This window comes from Enterobacter asburiae (assembly GCF_024599655.1).
GTDB lineage: Bacteria > Pseudomonadota > Gammaproteobacteria > Enterobacterales > Enterobacteriaceae > Enterobacter > Enterobacter asburiae_D.
On sequence record NZ_CP102247.1, the window covers coordinates 3,866,321 to 3,883,495 of the forward strand.

The 17,175-nt window shown below is 59.5% G+C and carries 10 protein-coding genes; 2 read left to right on the forward strand and 8 right to left on the reverse strand.

What is annotated here, in order from left to right:
- Positions 1 to 5: 5 nt before the first annotated feature.
- From NQ230_RS18475 to phoB, 7 genes are all read right to left on the reverse strand, one after another.
- Positions 6 to 1,391: a DUF3999 domain-containing protein gene (locus NQ230_RS18475; RefSeq protein WP_257258566.1), complete on the reverse strand. Its 1,386-nt coding sequence runs from the start codon at positions 1,389 to 1,391 to the stop codon at positions 6 to 8.
- Entirely contained in the window at positions 1,388 to 4,003 is a 2,616-nt protein-coding gene (locus NQ230_RS18480; RefSeq protein ID WP_257258568.1) for a DUF2339 domain-containing protein, read from the reverse strand. Before NQ230_RS18480 ends, NQ230_RS18475 begins: the two co-directional genes overlap by 4 nt.
- Positions 4,004 to 4,091: 88 nt before the next feature.
- On the reverse strand, positions 4,092 to 5,909 hold the full coding sequence (gene malZ, locus NQ230_RS18485; protein WP_257258570.1) for a maltodextrin glucosidase: 1,818 nt from the start codon (positions 5,907 to 5,909) through the stop codon (positions 4,092 to 4,094).
- 534 nt (positions 5,910 to 6,443) lie between these two features.
- Entirely contained in the window at positions 6,444 to 7,817 is a 1,374-nt protein-coding gene (proY, locus tag NQ230_RS18490) for a proline-specific permease ProY (RefSeq protein WP_159515602.1), read from the reverse strand.
- An 81-nt stretch (positions 7,818 to 7,898) separates the two neighbouring features.
- Positions 7,899 to 9,218: a branched-chain amino acid transporter carrier protein BrnQ gene (brnQ, locus tag NQ230_RS18495; protein WP_257258575.1), complete on the reverse strand. Its 1,320-nt coding sequence runs from the start codon at positions 9,216 to 9,218 to the stop codon at positions 7,899 to 7,901.
- Positions 9,219 to 9,627: 409 nt separating this feature from the next.
- Complete coding sequence (phoR, locus tag NQ230_RS18500) at positions 9,628 to 10,923, reverse strand: phosphate regulon sensor histidine kinase PhoR (RefSeq protein ID WP_257258577.1); 1,296 nt, start codon at positions 10,921 to 10,923, stop codon at positions 9,628 to 9,630.
- 21 nt (positions 10,924 to 10,944) lie between these two features.
- Positions 10,945 to 11,634, reverse strand: a complete 690-nt coding sequence (gene phoB / locus NQ230_RS18505; RefSeq protein ID WP_008503265.1) for a phosphate response regulator transcription factor PhoB — start codon at positions 11,632 to 11,634, stop codon at positions 10,945 to 10,947.
- Positions 11,635 to 11,821: 187 nt separating this feature from the next.
- Between phoB and sbcD the strand changes: the two genes are divergently transcribed.
- Both sbcD and sbcC read left to right on the forward strand, forming a co-directional pair.
- Positions 11,822 to 13,027, forward strand: coding sequence for an exonuclease subunit SbcD (gene sbcD / locus NQ230_RS18510; protein ID WP_257258579.1), 1,206 nt, complete (start codon positions 11,822 to 11,824; stop codon positions 13,025 to 13,027).
- On the forward strand, positions 13,024 to 16,155 hold the full coding sequence (gene sbcC / locus NQ230_RS18515) for an exonuclease subunit SbcC (protein ID WP_257258581.1): 3,132 nt from the start codon (positions 13,024 to 13,026) through the stop codon (positions 16,153 to 16,155). Before sbcD ends, sbcC begins: the two co-directional genes overlap by 4 nt.
- Positions 16,156 to 16,252: 97 nt before the next feature.
- Here the strand turns inward: sbcC and mak are convergent, their stop codons facing one another.
- Positions 16,253 to 17,164: a fructokinase gene (gene mak / locus NQ230_RS18520; RefSeq protein ID WP_193941827.1), complete on the reverse strand. Its 912-nt coding sequence runs from the start codon at positions 17,162 to 17,164 to the stop codon at positions 16,253 to 16,255.
- Positions 17,165 to 17,175: the final 11 nt, after the last annotated feature.

A 17,175-nucleotide genomic window follows, 5' to 3' on the forward strand; every position in this document is an offset into this window, starting at 1 on the left:
TTTTTTTATGCCTTACGCTGCGTCTCTCGCCAGATGCGCCAGGCCATGCCCGCCAGCAGAATCACGCCCGCAATCAGCACGCCCCATACCAGCAGCGTGTTCATCCTGCTCTCCCGCTCGGCCGCAGAGGTAGCGGTCAGACGCCCCTCGCCGCCTAATGCGACATTATCCAGAATGTCGGCCTGAGGCAGGTTTGCCACATCATAGGTCTTGCGCAGGTCGGCCGGGATCAGCATGCCTGGCTCCACGCTGGCAGGCTTTGCGGCGCCGTTGCCCCAGGCGAGCACGTACGGCGCTTTCCCCTGCGCGTTGAACACCAGATCGTAGCGGTCGCGATGTCCCGTGACGCTCGGCAGGTATTCTGGCAGACGCGCATTCAGCGTCGTGATTTTCACTGCCTGCACCAGGCCGCCGTTAAGCGAAACCGGTGGCGACGTTTTACCCTCAAGACGGTAAAGAACCTCTTTCTTCAGGGGATGCCATGCGTCTTTTTCCGTACTCCGCCACGCTATCTCCACGGGGAGGACGCCATCGCCATTCAGTGAGAGGCTGACAGCACTCAGCGGCTGCGGGCGCGCCCAGTGCCACTGCGCTTCGCTTGCCGATAGCTGCTCCCCTTCCCCCTCAAGATCGACCGCTTCCGGGGCCGCCTGGGCAGGTGCGCTGATGGCGTTTACGCCGGTCAAGGTTATCCCCTGGCTCTGCGCGTTCAGCACCACCATGAGATAACGATTCGCATCGGGAGATAAAACCGTATCGGTATCGATCCGATCGAGCTTAAGACGATCCTGGCCGCTGACGACATCCAGCAAGGGCATATCCTCACGCAGGGTATACCAGCGCTTAAGATCCTCACTGTAATAGACCGACGCCGTTCCCTGCCACGGCGTCTGAGGGGAATTCCAGAGCAGCTGCAGCTGGGATATGGCCATCTCCCCCGTCGCCTGCTCCGGCAGGGTCAGCAGATAATGTTGCCCGGCTGCGGCGGCTTTTTGCCCCTCCAGCACAATCTCAACGCCGTTTCGGGAACGAAGCAGGATCTTATCGCTATCACCGGATCCTTGCGAAGCCGCAAGCGGCGAGGCGTCCAGCGGGAAGAGGCGCAGCGCGGTGGATTGCGCTGGCACCTGCGGGCGCGTCGCGCTGACCAGGCTGAAGGGAACCGGCTCGCCCGACTGGTTAAAGACGCGGACATCATGCAGATCCGGCGACGTGCTTTGCTCATAGACGGCGAGCGGCAGCATCACCCGATACCACTGGGAAGGAACAGACGTATCGAGGGAAAGACCAAAAGCATAGTCCCGGGGCGATTCCGTTTGTCCCTCTTCGCAAAACGCCGGGCCGGAAAGCGCCAGCAGCGCGGTACAGGCTACCGCTTTCATCCATTTCATTTTTCATCTCCTGTTTTGGGCGGTAGCGGTGAGAAATACCCCACGATCAGAACCAGTATCGCCACGCCGATAAACGCCACTGCGCGGGACAAACCGCCTCCACCCGCGCTGTCCACCAGCATCAGTTTAACCATCACCACGCCCAGCAGCGCGGCACCGCAGAGCCACTCCTGCCGCGAAGCCCGACGGGTGGCATGGATCATGACCACCAGCGCGCTCAGCATCCAGAACAGGGCAAAGCTGGTCTGGATAAGCCGCGAATCCCACAGCGATGCCATATTCCAGGCCACGTCGCCGTACCAGGCCAGGGCGCGCATCAGCGCACCGTTCAGCCACCAGAAGCCAAACGCCATAATCGCGACGGCAGGCCACGGTCGGGCCTGCGAGAGCCACGCCGGGTAGTAGCGATCCACAGCCCGATAAAAGACGACCAGCCCCAGCAGCGCGAACGCCGCGCCTTCCTCAAGCGGGTTTACCAGCGGCAGCCAGGTCTGACGATAGACCACGCCGTCCTGGAAATTGGTCACCACCAGCAATACCAGCAGCGCCACGACCACGGGGATCGGTGCCAGGCAGGCGTAGAGCGCAGGCCACTCCCGGAACGGCCACCCGCGACGCCGTACGGCCGCAGAGAGCCCCATAATTACCCCGCCGCCTGCTGCCATCGCTAAACCGCTGCCCCAGGCCGCCATGCCCCACGGCAACGACCGGGCAAACCAGTAAAGCTCAGCGGCCAGCGCCAGCAAAATCATCCAGAACAGCGACAAATGCAGCCCCATCGCGATGCGCGGCAGGAGTCTTTCACCGTCGCGCCGAAGCAGCATCAGCGCGCCAGGAAGCGCAACGCACCAGGCCAGATTTGACCACCCGGCGGCAACGATCTGCTGGTGCCAGAGCTGATACCCCACCATCAGCAGCATAATCGGCCACAGCAGCCATTTGCTGGCATCCAGCTCCCGCCACGCCAGACGAGCAGCCACCTGCCGCCAGCCCCAGACCGATGCCGCCGTCAGCGCCAGCACGCCCGCCAGAATCGGTAATTCCTGCGTCAGCACCAGCCGCGATGCGCCCAATAGCGCCACGAGCCAGAACAGCAGACCACCGGCCAGCAGCGCCCGGCTGACCAGCAGGAAGAGAGTCCGCCACAGCCAGGCCGCAGCCAGCCAGCAAAGGCTGAGGATGGTGAAGATCAGCAGCAGGCTCAACGACGTAACGCCGTTTGTCTGCGCCCACAGCGCGCTGCCGAGCGCCAGCACCAGCAGCGCCGTCCCGCTATAGCTCATGCGACGCTGGTTCTGCTGCACGCCCAGCCAGAGGATACCCAGCCCTTCCAGCGCCCAGGCCATCGCCGTCCAGCGCGCCGACAGCGCCAGCGGAATGGAGAGCGTCGCGAACCCGCCGCCGATGGCCAGCGCCGCCAGGACCAGCGGTCGTCCGATGGAGGGATAGCGCCGCAGCGCAAGGAACGCGAGGGTAAGATAAAATGCGCCGTATCCCAGCGCGCTCAGGGCCGGGCCATATTCCCAGTGCCGGGTCATGCCGTACTGCATCCCGAAACCGATCAGCGGCGGGGCAAACAGCAGCACGCCGTCGATAATCTGCTTCCCTTTCTCCTGCGCCCGCAGCGACAGCGCCACGCTCAGCACGCCGAATATCAGCGTATTGGCAATCAGGAACAGCTGGCAGACCCAATAGTCTTCAGGCTGGTAGTCATTCAGCCCCCACAGGCCGCCCACGCCGAACGTAAACAGCAGCCCGAGCAGGTTCAGCTCGCGCCAGTGCTGCCAGATGCTGATAGCGAGAATGCCGATGGAAAGCAGGAGATAGAAAGAGAACAGCGCCACAAAGCTGCCGCCCCCGGTAGATAAGAGCAGCGGCGCAAGATACCCGCCGAGGCTTGCCAGCATGGCGAGGCTCAGCGCCTTCTGCAGCACCGCCAGCCCGACGCTTGCCGCGCATATCACCACCAGAAGCGCAAAAGCCAGCGTCATCGGCAGCATTTGCCAGAGCCGGAATGCGCCAAACACCGTCAGGTAGAGCACGCCGGTCGCCCCGCCCTGGAGGATTAGCGCATAGACACGCTGCCTGTGCCGCAGCCGCCACCCGACCGCCAGCAGAACGATGGCAAACAGCGCCGTTGCCACGAGGCGCAACTCAAGCGGGAACAGGGAATGTTCCACGGTATAACGCAGCAGGAATGAAAGACCGAGGAAGAGCAGCAGGATCCCAAGCTTCGCCAGCGGGTTACCCTGCATAAACCAGCGCACCAGCGACGTCAGTATGCCGCCAAAGGCAGAAGGCTGTTTTTCCGCAGGCACCGGGGCCGGAGCGGGATCTGCAACGGCAGCGGGCGTATCGGGGCGCCAGGGGTCGACAGGCGCGGGAGCGTCCTCAACCGCAGGCGCGGTCACAGCCACCGGCGCGGTGGTCTGCACCGGCTCCGGCGCGCTTTCAGGCACGCCGCGCTGCTCAAGCGCCTCAATGCGCTGGCGTAGCCGGGCGATCTCCTGTCGCGCCGCCGTACTTCGATTAAAGCCTATAACCGCAAGCACGGGTGCCACCACCAGCGCAAAAACCAGGAACAAACAGCCAAGGATGTAAAGCTCGTCCATGTTTCCACCTTCACCGTAAACGATCCGTTAAGATTGACACAAACAGTTGCATTTGCGCCATCTTAAAAGGTGGAAACATTAGCAGGTCTTAGCTGCCGGACCAGATCGTCGCGGAAACCGCAGGCAGCGCCAGCACGCCATCCTGTATCGTTGCCTTGCCCTCTTTATTCTTCCACATCGCCACCTTCAGCAGCGGTGAATCATCCAGCACCACTTCGCAGGCTTCGCCCCGGTTAATCGCCACCAGCACGCGCTGCTGGTTATAGACGCGAGCAAACACCACCACGTTATCGTGGGCGTACACCACCTGACAGCCGCCGTAGCGCAGGGCGAGACTCTGCTTACGCAGCTTCGCCAGCCGCTGATACAGGCTGAACAGCACCTTGTCCTGTTTCGCTGGCTCCCACGGGAAGGTTTTGCGGCAGAAAGGATCGTTGTTACCGTCCAGCCCCACTTCGTCGCCGTAATAAATGCACGGCACGCCCGGCCAGGTGAAGAGCCAGGTCACCGCGAGCGGCAGACGCGCCACATCCTTGCCGAGCAGGGATTTAAAGCGGGCGGTGTCGTGGCTATCGAGCTGGTTGAACATCCGCAGCTGCTGCTGATGAGACAGACCGGCGCGATAGTTCTCCATCCACGCCATGCAGGTTTCAGCGTCGATATGATTCGGATCGTAGGAGATATCGGTGTTAGCGAGGAATCCCCACAGCGGGAAGGTAAAGCCGCGATAGTTCATCGCCGCATCTTCCGCATCGTTCTGCAGCCACTGGCGCGCGTCGCCAAAGTGCTCGCCAAAGACGAACGCCTCCGGCTGAGCCGCTTTCGCCGAGCGCGCGATCCCGGCGACGTGCTGAAGGTTATTCCGCGCCCCGCCCGCTTCACCGAGCATATGCACCACGTCCAGACGCCAGCCGTCCATATTCCACGGCGCCTTCAGCCAGTGGCGCACGATGCTGTCTTCGCCGCCGTAGATTTCATTCACGAGCGTTGGCGACTGGAAATCCAGCTTCGGCAGGCTGGCATACCCCAGCCAGTCCAGCGCGCGGCCCTCCTCGTTAAAACTGTACCAGTCGCGCTGCGGCGAGTCCGGGTTATGACATGCCCCGCCCATCGACTGATTATGGCGGTCAAACCAGGCGTGCGAATCTCCGCTATGGTTGAACACGCCGTCCAGAATCAGGCGCATGCCTTCGTTTTGGGTGTTCTTGCGCAGGCGCAGCAGCGCCTCGTCACCGCCAAACTGCGCGTCAACGTGGCGATAATCTTCGGTATCGTATTTGTGCACGCTCGGGGCTTTAAATACGGGGTTGAGATAGAGCGCCGTCACGCCGAGCTTTTTCAGGTACGGCAGCTTTTCGCTGATGCCGTCGAGATCGCCGCCGTAAAACGTCGAGCCGCCAGCCTGCGCGGTTAACGGCTCGTCCCACGCTTTCAGGATAATGTCATGGCCCGCCGCATGGTGGTGATAAACCTTATCCTGCTGCGCGGTACGCTTTTCGCTGCGCGCAAAACGGTCCGGGAAAATCTGATAAAAGACCTGATCGTTAACCCACTGCGGGCCGTTATCCGGATAATCGACCGCAAACTGCTCCAGCCGTGCGGGCGGGAAACGGCTAAACCCCTGCGGGGTAAACCACAGCTGGCGGTTATTCCACAGCAGTTTGAAGCTATAACGGCGACGCGGCTGTCCGCTGTTCAGGTCGATATTCGCTCGCCACGCCGTGATCCCCGGCTGCGGCTGGCTGCGCAGCTTGTGCATTTTCAGCCCGGTCTCTTCGTTATCTATTTCGGCGCGGAGCGTCACGCGTTCAGGCTGATTTTCCCCCGCCAGCCAGAGCGTAATCACAAGGTTGTCTTTGTTTTGCTTAACAAATGGGGCAACCGGAAGGTGCCAGGCATTTAACATCACGAATCCCCTTTGATGAAATTGACGTCACCTTGCCACAGGGTGGTTAAGGATAGCTCACCATGACGTGATTTATTGGGGGAGGAGGACGGGGGAGGAGGTAATTATGCCTGCACGGACGGCCCCCTCTCCCTTGAGGGAGAGGGCTGGGGTGAGGGGGAACATACGGCTGTAGTGGTCATTCCGTTCACTTTATGTTTCTTGCTACTCTGTAATGACGTGACCGGTGAACGTGCCAGGGTGGCTCAATCGCCACCACCCTGGCGACCCGGGCTCCCGGCGGTAAATCGCCGCTTCGCGGTGCCCTCAGCTTATTCCTTCAGGCTATCGGGTCGGGCATGAGCCTGCATCCCTGCAGGCCACGCCCTCTCGGCGCATCCGTGCGCCTCGCCCCGGCCTTACGGAAACGCTTCGGCGATTTACAGCCGGACCAGGGCATCGCTGTAAGCCATTCATTTTCCGGAAACTACATGCATCGCTTCAGGTTAAAAAATTGCCCGGCAATCCCCTTCCATGGAACAGGAAATACAAATGTTACTGTGCTTCCGCCAACTGGCGGTCGCGGCGGCACTTAAACACCCAGCCGATCAGCAGCAGAACGATCCACGCACACCCAACGTACAGGGAAATGCGGGTATCCGGATGGTAGCCAATCAGCCCAATGATAAACACCAGGAAGATCAGCCCGACGACGGTCGTCGCAACGCCGCCCGGTACTTTAAACTTCAGCGCTTTCGCCTCTTCCGGCGACAGACGACGGCGGAAGGCAATCTGCGACAGCAGGATCATGATCCACACCCACACCGTCGCGAAGGTCGCCAGCGATGCAATCACCAGGAAGACGTTCTCCGGCATGATGTAGTTCAGGTAAACCGAGAACAGCAGCGCCACGGTCATGACCACGACGGTCACCCACGGCGTGCCGCGGCGTGAGGTTTTGGCGAACACCTTCGGCGCGCTGCCCTGCTCCGCCATGCCGTGGAGCATACGGCCCACGCCAAAGACGTCACTGTTGATCGCGGAAAGCGACGCGGTCAGCACCACAAAGTTAAGAATGCTGGCCGCAAAGGCAATGCCCATATGCTGGAAGGTCAGAACAAACGGGCTACCGTTGGTACCCACCTGATTCCACGGGTAGATGGACATGATCACGAACAGCGTACCCACGTAGAACACCAGAATACGCATCGGCACCGAGTTGATGGCGCGCGGAATGGACTTCTCTGGATCTTTCGCTTCCCCGGCGGTGATACCGATAATCTCGATGCCGCCGTAGGCAAACATCACCATCTGCAGCGACATCACCATCCCGAGCCAGCCGTTACTGAAGAAGCCCCCGTTGCTCCAGAGGTTATGGATGCCGGTCGGCTGCCCGCCGTTGCCAATTCCCCAGATGATAATGCCGAAACCGGCCACGATCATGATGATAATGGTGGCGACCTTGAAGAAGGAGAACCAGAACTCCAGCTCGCCAAACACCTTCACGCTCATCAGGTTGACGGCGCAGATGATCAGCACCACGCTCAGCACCCAAATCCAGTGCGGCACCGCCGGGAACCAGACGCCCATATAGATGCCAAACGCGGTCACGTCGGCAATCGCCACAATCAGGATTTCAAAGCAGTAGGTCCAGCCGGTGATAAACCCGGCCAGCGGGCCGAGGTTTTCCTGCGCGTAGCGGGAGAAGGAGCTGGCGGACGGGTTGTGAACCGACATTTCGCCGAGGGCGCGCATGATGATATACGCCGCCACGCCGCCGATAATGTACGCCAGCAGAACGCTGGGACCGGCCATTTTGATGGCATCTGCCGAGCCATAAAAAAGACCGGTGCCGATAGCAGAGCCCAGCGCCATAAAGCGGATGTGGCGCGTGCTCAATCCACGTTTAAGTTTGTTAGTGCTTTCCATTTAAATCTTGCCATTCAACACGAAAAAAACAAAAAACCACGGGGCCTTAAGCCCCGTGGTTAAACAGTTTGTTGCCGTTGATTAATGAGCGTTCGATGCGACCTGACGCCCTGCAGCACGGTCCCAGATAATGGCCAGAACCAGTGCAACAACGGTAGGCATCAGCCAGGCCAGCCCCTGCTCGGACAGCGGCAGACGCTGTGTCCATGCCGGCAGTATGTGCGCGAAAGCTGATGCTTTAATCCCGTCAAGGATACCAAAAATCAGGCTGATAAACATGGCTGGCGCAATAATTCGTGAAGAGTTGTTCCACCAAGGGCGAGTAAAGCTCAGCACCACCAGCACAATACACGGCGGGTAAATCGCCGTCAGCACCGGAATAGAGACCTGAATCAGGTGGCTCAGACCGAGGTTGGACACCGCCATAGAGAAGATGCCGAGGATAAACACCAGGGTGCGGTAAGAGAGCGGCAGATACTGCGCAAAGAACTCTGCGCAGGCGCAGGTCAGGCCAACCGCGGTGACCAGACAGGCCAGGAAGATGAGCGCCGCCAGCAGCATACTGCCCGCACCGCCGAAGGTGTGCTGAACGTAGGAGTGCAGGATAGCCGCACCGTTGGCGTTCTGATCGACCAGCATGGCGCTGTCGGAACCCAGACGGAACAGTGCCAGATACAGCAGCGTCAGCCCCACACCGGCCATCAGGCCAGCCCAGATGGTATAGCGGGTCAGCAGACGCGCTTCGGTCACACCGCGGGAACGCGCGGCGTTAACGATAACGATACCAAACACCATCGCGCCCAGCGTATCCATCGTCAGGTAGCCGTTCACAAAGCCGTTAGAGAACGCGGCATTTTTATAGGCGTCCATCGCGTCGCTAATCGGGCCTGCTGGCCAGACGATGGCCGCTACAGCCAGAACAATCAGCGCCACAATTTTCAGCGGAGCCAGGAAGTTACCCACGGTATCCAGCAGCTTGCCCGGATAGAGGGAAACCAGAATCACGATCGCGAAGTAGATCAGGCTGTAGATAAACAGCGGCATCGCACCGTCACCGGTCAGGGGAGCAATACCCACTTCGAAGGACACGGTTGCCGTACGCGGGGTCGCAAACAGCGGGCCAACGGCGAGATAGCAGACGGTTGCCAGCAGAACGCCCGCCACTTTGCCGATCGGGGTGCTGAGACTATCCACGCCGCCGCCGACTTTCGCCAGCGCGACGACGGTCAGAACCGGCAGACCCACGGCAGTAATCAGGAAACCAAACGCGGCGGTCCAGACGTGTTCACCCGCCTGAAGGCCAACCATTGGAGGGAAAATGATGTTGCCTGCGCCAACGAACAGCGCAAATGTCATAAAGCCCAGCGCGATGATGTCACGCGATTTTAAGTGATGGGTCATAAAACCTTACTGCCTGTGGATGTGGTGTTGAAAACATTGAGATTTTCGATTTCCCTGACGGGACGATACAGCCGAAAATTTGCTCAATTTCAGCGGGAAATGCTCCCGTCCTGGCGTGGAGAAGAATAGTTTTTCGATTTACCACGCAAATACAGTCGGTCTGACAGTATCTGGGGCGCAATTTAAACGCTTATAACGTTTAAAGGCAAGGTGGGATCGCAAAACCAGAACAATATGCCATCATGAAAATACAGGTTAGAATAATACGCTATTTATAAGAAAAACCCATGGCTAATCATGCGAACAAAAAACAGTCAGCCGTATATAATTCATCCGCGTTTCGCTTGACTGCAAAGCAAACGGGCCAGCAGACGCTGACCCGTGGAAAGGTAAAATGACACACCTGCCGTCAGGCGATCTTTTTGGCAATTAATCGTTCCGGGATCACGAAGCTGAAACGGGTTCCTTTACCCAGCGTACTCTGAATATCGAGACGGCTTTCATGGTGATTCACCGCGTGTTTAACAATCGCCAGCCCCAGGCCGCTTCCGCCTGTCTGCCGGGATCGCGCTTTATCCACACGGTAAAAGCGCTCAGTCAGGCGAGGAATATGCTCAGGCGCGAGCCCCGGCCCGTCGTCTTCCACGCTAAACTCCGCCCCCGTTGGGGCATGGTGCCAGCGCACCACGATATTCGTCCCCTCCGGCGTATGATTCACCGCGTTATACACCAGGTTGGAAATGGCGCTACGCAGTTCATCTTCGCTGCCCAGCACCTTCAGCGTATTGTCGACCTCAAAGGTCAGGTGATGCTTTTTGTGGCTTAACGTCTGCGCTTCACGCTCAACGACCCGCAGCATCATCGGGACATCAATGGTCTCATTTAGCGCAAGCGTTGGCGCCGCTTCAATCTTCGATAGCGTCAGCAGCTGCTTCACCAGCCCTTCCATCCGGTGCGTTTGCTCGCGCATGGTGTGCAGCGCTTTTTCACGCGGCGCGCCTTCAAGCGTTTGCTCCTGCATCATCTCCAGGTAGCCCTGAAGCACGGTCAACGGGGTACGCAGTTCGTGACTGACGTTGGCGAAGAAGTTGCGACGCGCCCCTTCCAGCTGGTGCATCTGGGTGACATCGCGCGCCACCATCAGCCACTGTTTATCGCTGTAGGGCATCACGCGGATTTCCAGATGGCGACCGTTATTGAGCTTCAGATTATGCGGGCGGGTAAAATCACGCGTTTTCAGATACTGCGTGAACTCGGGATAGCGCAGAAGGTTGAGGATATTCTGACCATTATCGTCGGGCCAGCGCAGGCCCAGCAGCTGTTGCGCAAGGCCGTTACACCAGAAGATTGTCCCTTCTTCGGTCGTTAGAATAACGGCATCCGGCAGCGACTCTGCACCGCTGCGAAAACGCTTAATCAGGCTTCCCAGCTCGCGGCGACGCTTTTTATTACGCATCTGCATCTGATGCAGACCGTACAGCAGCGGCTCCCAGCTGCCGCTTCCCGGCGGCGGCGTCATACTTCGGTCAACCCACAGCCACCACGAGAGGCGCAGCAGGTTCCAGAAATGCCAGATCAGCAGCCCGGTGACCGACGCCAGCAGAAACCACGGCAGGTGTCCAAGAAAGGCCCCCAGTAGGAAGGCCGGAATACAGCATAAGATCAGTTCAAAGACGAGCCTTTTCCATGACAGACGTTCCAGCACGCGTCACACTCCTGTCATTGTTCAGAAACGGGTAGAAAAACGATAACCCGTGCCGCGGACCGTCTGCACCATGCGATCGTGGCCGCTCAGTTCCAGTGCTTTTCGCAGGCGGCGAATATGTACGTCAACCGTCCGGTCTTCGACATACACGTTAGTTCCCCAGACGTTATTCAGCAACTGCTCGCGGCTGTACACGCGTTCCGGGTGGGTCATAAAGAAGTGCAGGAGTTTAAATTCGGTAGGCCCCATGTCGAGGGGATTTTCACCGGTCATCACGCGGTGTGAGGTGGGGTCAAGGCTCAGCCCCTGCATCTCAATTACCTCTTCCACCGCCATCGGCGAAATACGGCGCATCACGGCTTTAATGCGGGCAACCAGCTCTTTTGGGGAGAACGGTTTAGTAATGTAATCGTCCGCGCCGGTCTCCAGACCGCGAACGCGATCCTCTTCTTCTCCGCGCGCCGTGAGCATCACAACCGGGATGTCGCGGGTCAGCGCCTCGCGCTTCAGGTGTTTGATAAACTGCAGTCCGGAGCCGCCGGGCAACATCCAGTCCAGCAGAATCAGATCGGGCCAGGGTTCATTCAGCTGGTTCACTGCGCTGTCATAATCTTCCGCTTCAACCGGCTGGAAGCCGTTTTGCTCGAGCACGAAGCACACCATTTCACGAATTGGAGCTTCATCTTCTACGACCAGAATACGTCTCGCCATACTTTGCCCTGTCTTATCTTATTTAAGTTACAAGTTTGTAATTCGGCGCCATTATGCGTCAGATTTATGACAGATTTATGAAAAACAGTACCACGATAACGGGCAAACCGTTGTTTTATTACAGCGGTTATTTTCCCGTCTCTGAACGTTTATAATCCTGCTTTCTCTTTTTTGCCACGGATCAGCTATGCGCATACTTCACACCTCGGACTGGCATCTGGGTCAAAATTTTTACAGCAAAAGCCGTGCGGCTGAACATGAAGCCTTCCTGAACTGGCTGCTGGAAACGGCCCGAACGCAAGAGGTGGACGCGATTATTGTGGCGGGTGACATCTTTGATACCGGCTCGCCCCCCAGCTATGCGCGTGAACTGTATAACCGCTTCGTGGTGAATCTGCAGCAAACCGGCTGTCATCTGGTGATTGTCGCCGGCAACCATGATTCCGTCGCGACGCTGAATGAATCCCGCGACATCCTGGCATTTCTCAATACTACCGTCGTCGCCAGCGCCGGGCACGCCCCGCAGATCCTGAAAAAACACGACGGCACGCCGGGGGCGGTGCTGTGCCCCATTCCGTTTTTGCGTCCGCGCGATATTGTGCAAAGCCAGGCGGGACTTTCCGGCGGCGAAAAGCAACAGCATCTGTTACAGGCCATCACCGACTATTATCACCAGCAGCACGCCGATGCCTGCGCCCTGCGCGGCGACCAGCCGATTCCGGTGATTGCGACCGGACATCTCACCACCGTCGGGGCCAGTAAAAGTGACGCCGTACGTGACATCTATATCGGTACGCTGGACGCCTTTCCGGCGCAAAACTTCCCGCCAGCCGACTACATCGCGCTCGGGCACATACACCGGGCGCAGATCGTCGGCGGCAGCGAGCATATCCGCTACTGCGGCTCGCCTCTTTCGCTCAGCTTTGACGAAACGGGCAAGGCCAAATCCGTCCATCTGGTGAGCTTCTCCGGGGGCAAACTCCGCGCCGTAGAGACGCTGGAGGTGCCCGTCACCCAGCCGCTGGCGGTGCTTAAGGGCGATCTCGACGCCATTACCGCCCGGCTTGAGCAGTGGCGTGGCGCGGCGCTTAACCCGCCCGTCTGGCTGGATATCGAAATCACCACCGATGACTACCTGCACGATATGCAGCGTAAAATTCAGGCGCTGACGGAAGATTTGCCCGTCGAAGTCTTACTGGTACGCCGCAGCCGCGAGCAGCGCGAGAAAATTCTGTTAAGCGCTCAACGCGAAACGCTCAGTGAGCTGCGGGTTGAAGAGGTGTTTGAACGCAGGCTCTCGCAGGAGGAAATTGACGACGCGAAGCGCGCAAGACTCAGCGAACTGTTCAGCCATACACTGCATGCGCTCAATGATGAGGAAGAAAACGCATGAAAATTTTGAGCCTGCGCCTGAAAAATCTCAACTCCCTCAAGGGCGAGTGGAAAATTGACTTTACCGCGGAGCCGTTTGCCAGCAACGGTCTGTTTGCCATCACCGGCGCGACCGGGGCAGGTAAAACCACCCTGCTTGACGCCATCTGTCTGGCGCTTTATCACGAAACGCCGCGACTGCAGAAGGTTTCTCAGGCGCAAAACGACCTGATGACGCGCGACACCGCCGAGTGTCTGGCGGAAGTGGAATTTGAGGTAAAAGGCACCGCCTATCGCGCCTTCTGGAGCCAGAACCGCGCGCGCAACCAGCCGGACGGAAACCTGCAGGCGCCGCGCGTGGAGCTGGCGCGCTGCGAAGATGGCAAAATCCTGGCCGACAAAGTGACGGATAAACTGGAGCAAACCGCCGCGCTCACCGGGCTGGACTATGGCCGCTTTACCCGCTCAATGCTGCTCTCACAGGGGCAGTTTGCCGCCTTCCTTAATGCCAAACCGAGCGATCGCGCCGAGCTGCTGGAAGAGCTGACCGGCACCGAGATCTACGGACAGATTTCCGCCATGGTGTTTGAAAAACACAAAGCCGCCCGCAGCGTGCTTGAAAAGTGCGAGGCGCAGGCGGCGGGCGTCGTGCTGTTGAGCGAAGAGCAACAGCAGCAGTTACAGCAAAGTTTGCAGGCACTTACTGACGAAGAGAAAACCCTGCTGGTTCAGCAGCAAAGCCAGCAGAAAGATTTTCAGTGGCTTACGCGCCATGACGAGCTCGTGCTTGAGCAACAGCGCGTCACCGCGATGCAGCAGCAGGCGCAACAGGCGCTGACGAACGCTGCACCGGAGCTGGCAAAGCTCCAGCTTGCTCTGCCCGCCGCCCAGCTTCGACCGCTTTGGGCGTACCTGCAGGAGCAGACCGCGCGTCTGACGCAAACCCAACAGCGAATTATCGAAGTAAATACTCGCTTACAAGCCAAAACCTCACTGCGCGCGCGGATCCGTCATACCGCCCAGCGGAATCATCAGCAGCTTCAGACCGAACTGACGGCGCTGGCGCAGTGGCTGGCGGAGCACGAGCGCTTTCGCCTGCTGGGGCAGGAGATTGCCGGCTGGCGTGCCCAGCTCTCGCAGCTTAACCGCGATAAAACGCAGTTAGCCTCGCTTGCTGCGCGGATGAGCGAATTACGCAACAGGCTGGCCGAGATGCCGGAAAATGCGCTGACACTGACGGCGGATGAGGTCAGCGCGGCCATGGAGCAGCAGTCCCGGTCACGCACGCTGCGCCAGCGGCTAACGTCGCTGCATGCCCGCTATCAGCCGCTGCAAAAGCGCCTGCGCCAGAGCGGTGAAAGCGTGCAGAAGGCCCAGGCCGATCAAAATAAACTCAATGAAACGCTGACGCTGCGCCGCCAGCAGTACAAAGAGAAACACCAGCACTATCTGGACCTGAAGGCCCTGTGCGAACGTGAAGCGACGATTAAAGACCTGGAAAGCTATCGTTCCCGGCTTGAGGCAGGCAAACCCTGTCCACTGTGCGGCTCCAGCGAGCATCCCGCCGTTGCGCAATACCAGTCGCTTGAGCTGACGGATAACCAGCGCCGCCGTGATGCCCTGGAAAAAGAGGTCGCCGCCCTTAAAGAGGAAGGCCTGCTGGTGCTGGGACAAGTTAATGCCCTGACACAGCAGATCCAGCGCGAGTCAGACGAAGCGCAGACTCTCTCTCAGGAAGAGCAAGCGCTCACTAAAGAGTGGATGGAAGCCTGCACTTCCCTGAACATCGCGTTGAATATTCAGGAAGATATCACGCCATGGATGAACGAGCAGGAACAGTACGACCGCCAGCTTTATCAGCTCAGCCAGCGTCTGACCCTGCAAAACCAGTTGAACGAGCAGGAAGTGCAGGAGCGACAGTATCAGCAGCAGCTGACGGCCGCGCGCCAGGCGCTGGAACACACCCTGCTCTCGCTATCGCTTAACGTACCTGAAGACGGCAATGAAGCCGCCTGGCTGCACGCCCGCGAAGCGGAATTCGCGCAGTGGCAGGAGAAACAAACGCAGCACGGCGTGCTTCTGGAACGCATAAACGCTCTCAAGCCGCTGCTCGACACGCTTCCGGACACGCACGGCGAAGAGGCCGAACCGGCCATTCCGGACGGCTGGCGCGACGTGCACGACGAATGCGTGTCGCTACAGAGCCAGCTCACCGCGCAGGAGCAGCAGGAAAAGCTGGAGCAAGAGCGCCTGCAGCAGTCGCAGACGCAGTTCACCGCGGCGCTCACAGCGAGCTGTTTTGCCGATCGGGACGCGTTCCTTGCCGCGCTGCTGGATGACGACGCTATTCGCCGCCTCGAACAGCTGAAACAGTCGCTGGAAAGCCAGATACAGCAGGCCGCGGCCCTTTCCGGCCAGGCTAACCAGCAGCTGCAGGATCATCTGGCGCTGCGGCCGGAAGGGCTCGATGCCGATGCTCCTGCGCTACAAAGCCAGCTGCAGCTGCTGGCGCAGCGGCTTCGCGAGAACACTACGCATCAGGGCGAGATCCGCCAGCAGCTTAAGCAGGACAGCGATAACCGTCAGCACCAGCTGGCGTTGATGCAGCAAATTGAAGAGGCCGCGCGCCAGGCGGACGACTGGGGTTATCTGAACGCGCTGATTGGCTCCAGCACCGGCGACAAGTTCCGTAAGTTCGCGCAGGGGCTGACGCTGGACAATCTTGTCTGGCTTGCTAACCAGCAGCTTAACCGCCTGCACGGGCGCTATCTGCTGCAGCGTAAGGCCAGCGACGCGCTGGAGCTGGAAGTGGTCGATACGTGGCAGGCGGACGCGGTGCGCGATACCCGCACCCTCTCCGGCGGCGAGAGTTTCCTGGTCAGCCTGGCACTGGCGCTGGCCCTTTCCGACCTGGTGAGTCATAAGACGCGGATCGATTCCCTGTTCCTGGATGAAGGGTTCGGCACGCTCGACAGTGAAACGCTGGATACCGCGCTGGATGCGCTCGACGCGCTGAACGCCACCGGGAAAACCATCGGCGTGATCAGCCACGTTGAGGCGATGAAAGAGCGCATTCCGGTGCAGATCAAGGTGAAGAAGATCAACGGGCTGGGGTATAGCAGGCTGGACAGAGAATTTGCGGTGCAGTAAAGGTCCACTCCATCTGTAGGCCGGGTAAGGCGTAGCCGCCACCCGGCTTTTTTTTGCGGCTGCCTGAATTCGCCCGGTGGCGCTTCGCTTACCGGGCCTACGAATTTACCGGCCACAACCACGCCGCGCCGCGCACGCCGCTGGAGTCACCGTGGACGGCTTTGCGGATCGGGGTTTCACACTCGCCGCCGAACACCCACTGTTTCACCAGGTTCGGCACCGTGGCGTACAGCCGGTCAACGTTGCTCATGCCGCCGCCGAGCACAATCACGTCCGGATCGAGAATATTCACCACGTGCGCCAGGGATTTCGCCAGCCGCATTTCGTAGCGGCTAAGCGCCAGCTCGGCGACGGGATCCTGTTCTTCGACCAGACGCATGATTTCGTTGCCCTTGAGCGGCTGGCCGCTCAGACGGTGGTAGTCGGTCGCAAACCCGGTGCCGGAGATAAACGTCTCAATACAGCCTTGCTTTCCGCAGTAGCACGGCACCTCAGCGCGGTATTTAAGCTCATCTTCATCCATCCACGGCAGCGGGTTGTGTCCCCACTCGCCCGCGGTACCGTTGCCGCCGATATGGGCGCGCCCGCCGAACGCCACGCCCGCACCGCAGCCGGTACCGACGATCACGGCAAACACGGTCTGGGCACCGGCCGCCGCGCCGTCGATGGCCTCAGAGACCGCCAGACAGTTGGCGTCGTTGGCCAGACGCACTTCCCGGTTTAGACGCTGGCTCAAATCCTTATCAAACGGCTGACCGTTGAGCCAGGTGGAGTTAGCATTTTTAACCACTCCGGTATACGGCGAGATCGACCCCGGGATCCCCATCCCGACGCTGCCGGTTTGCCCTGTCGCCTGCTCGGCCATCTCAACCAGTCTGGCAATCGTCTCGATAGTCTGGTGATAATCATCGCGCGGCGTCGGCAGACGATGGCGAAACAGCTGCTCCCCCTGCTCGCTCAGTGCGATGACTTCTGTTTTGGTGCCGCCCAAATCGATCCCAATACGCACAAGACTCTCCT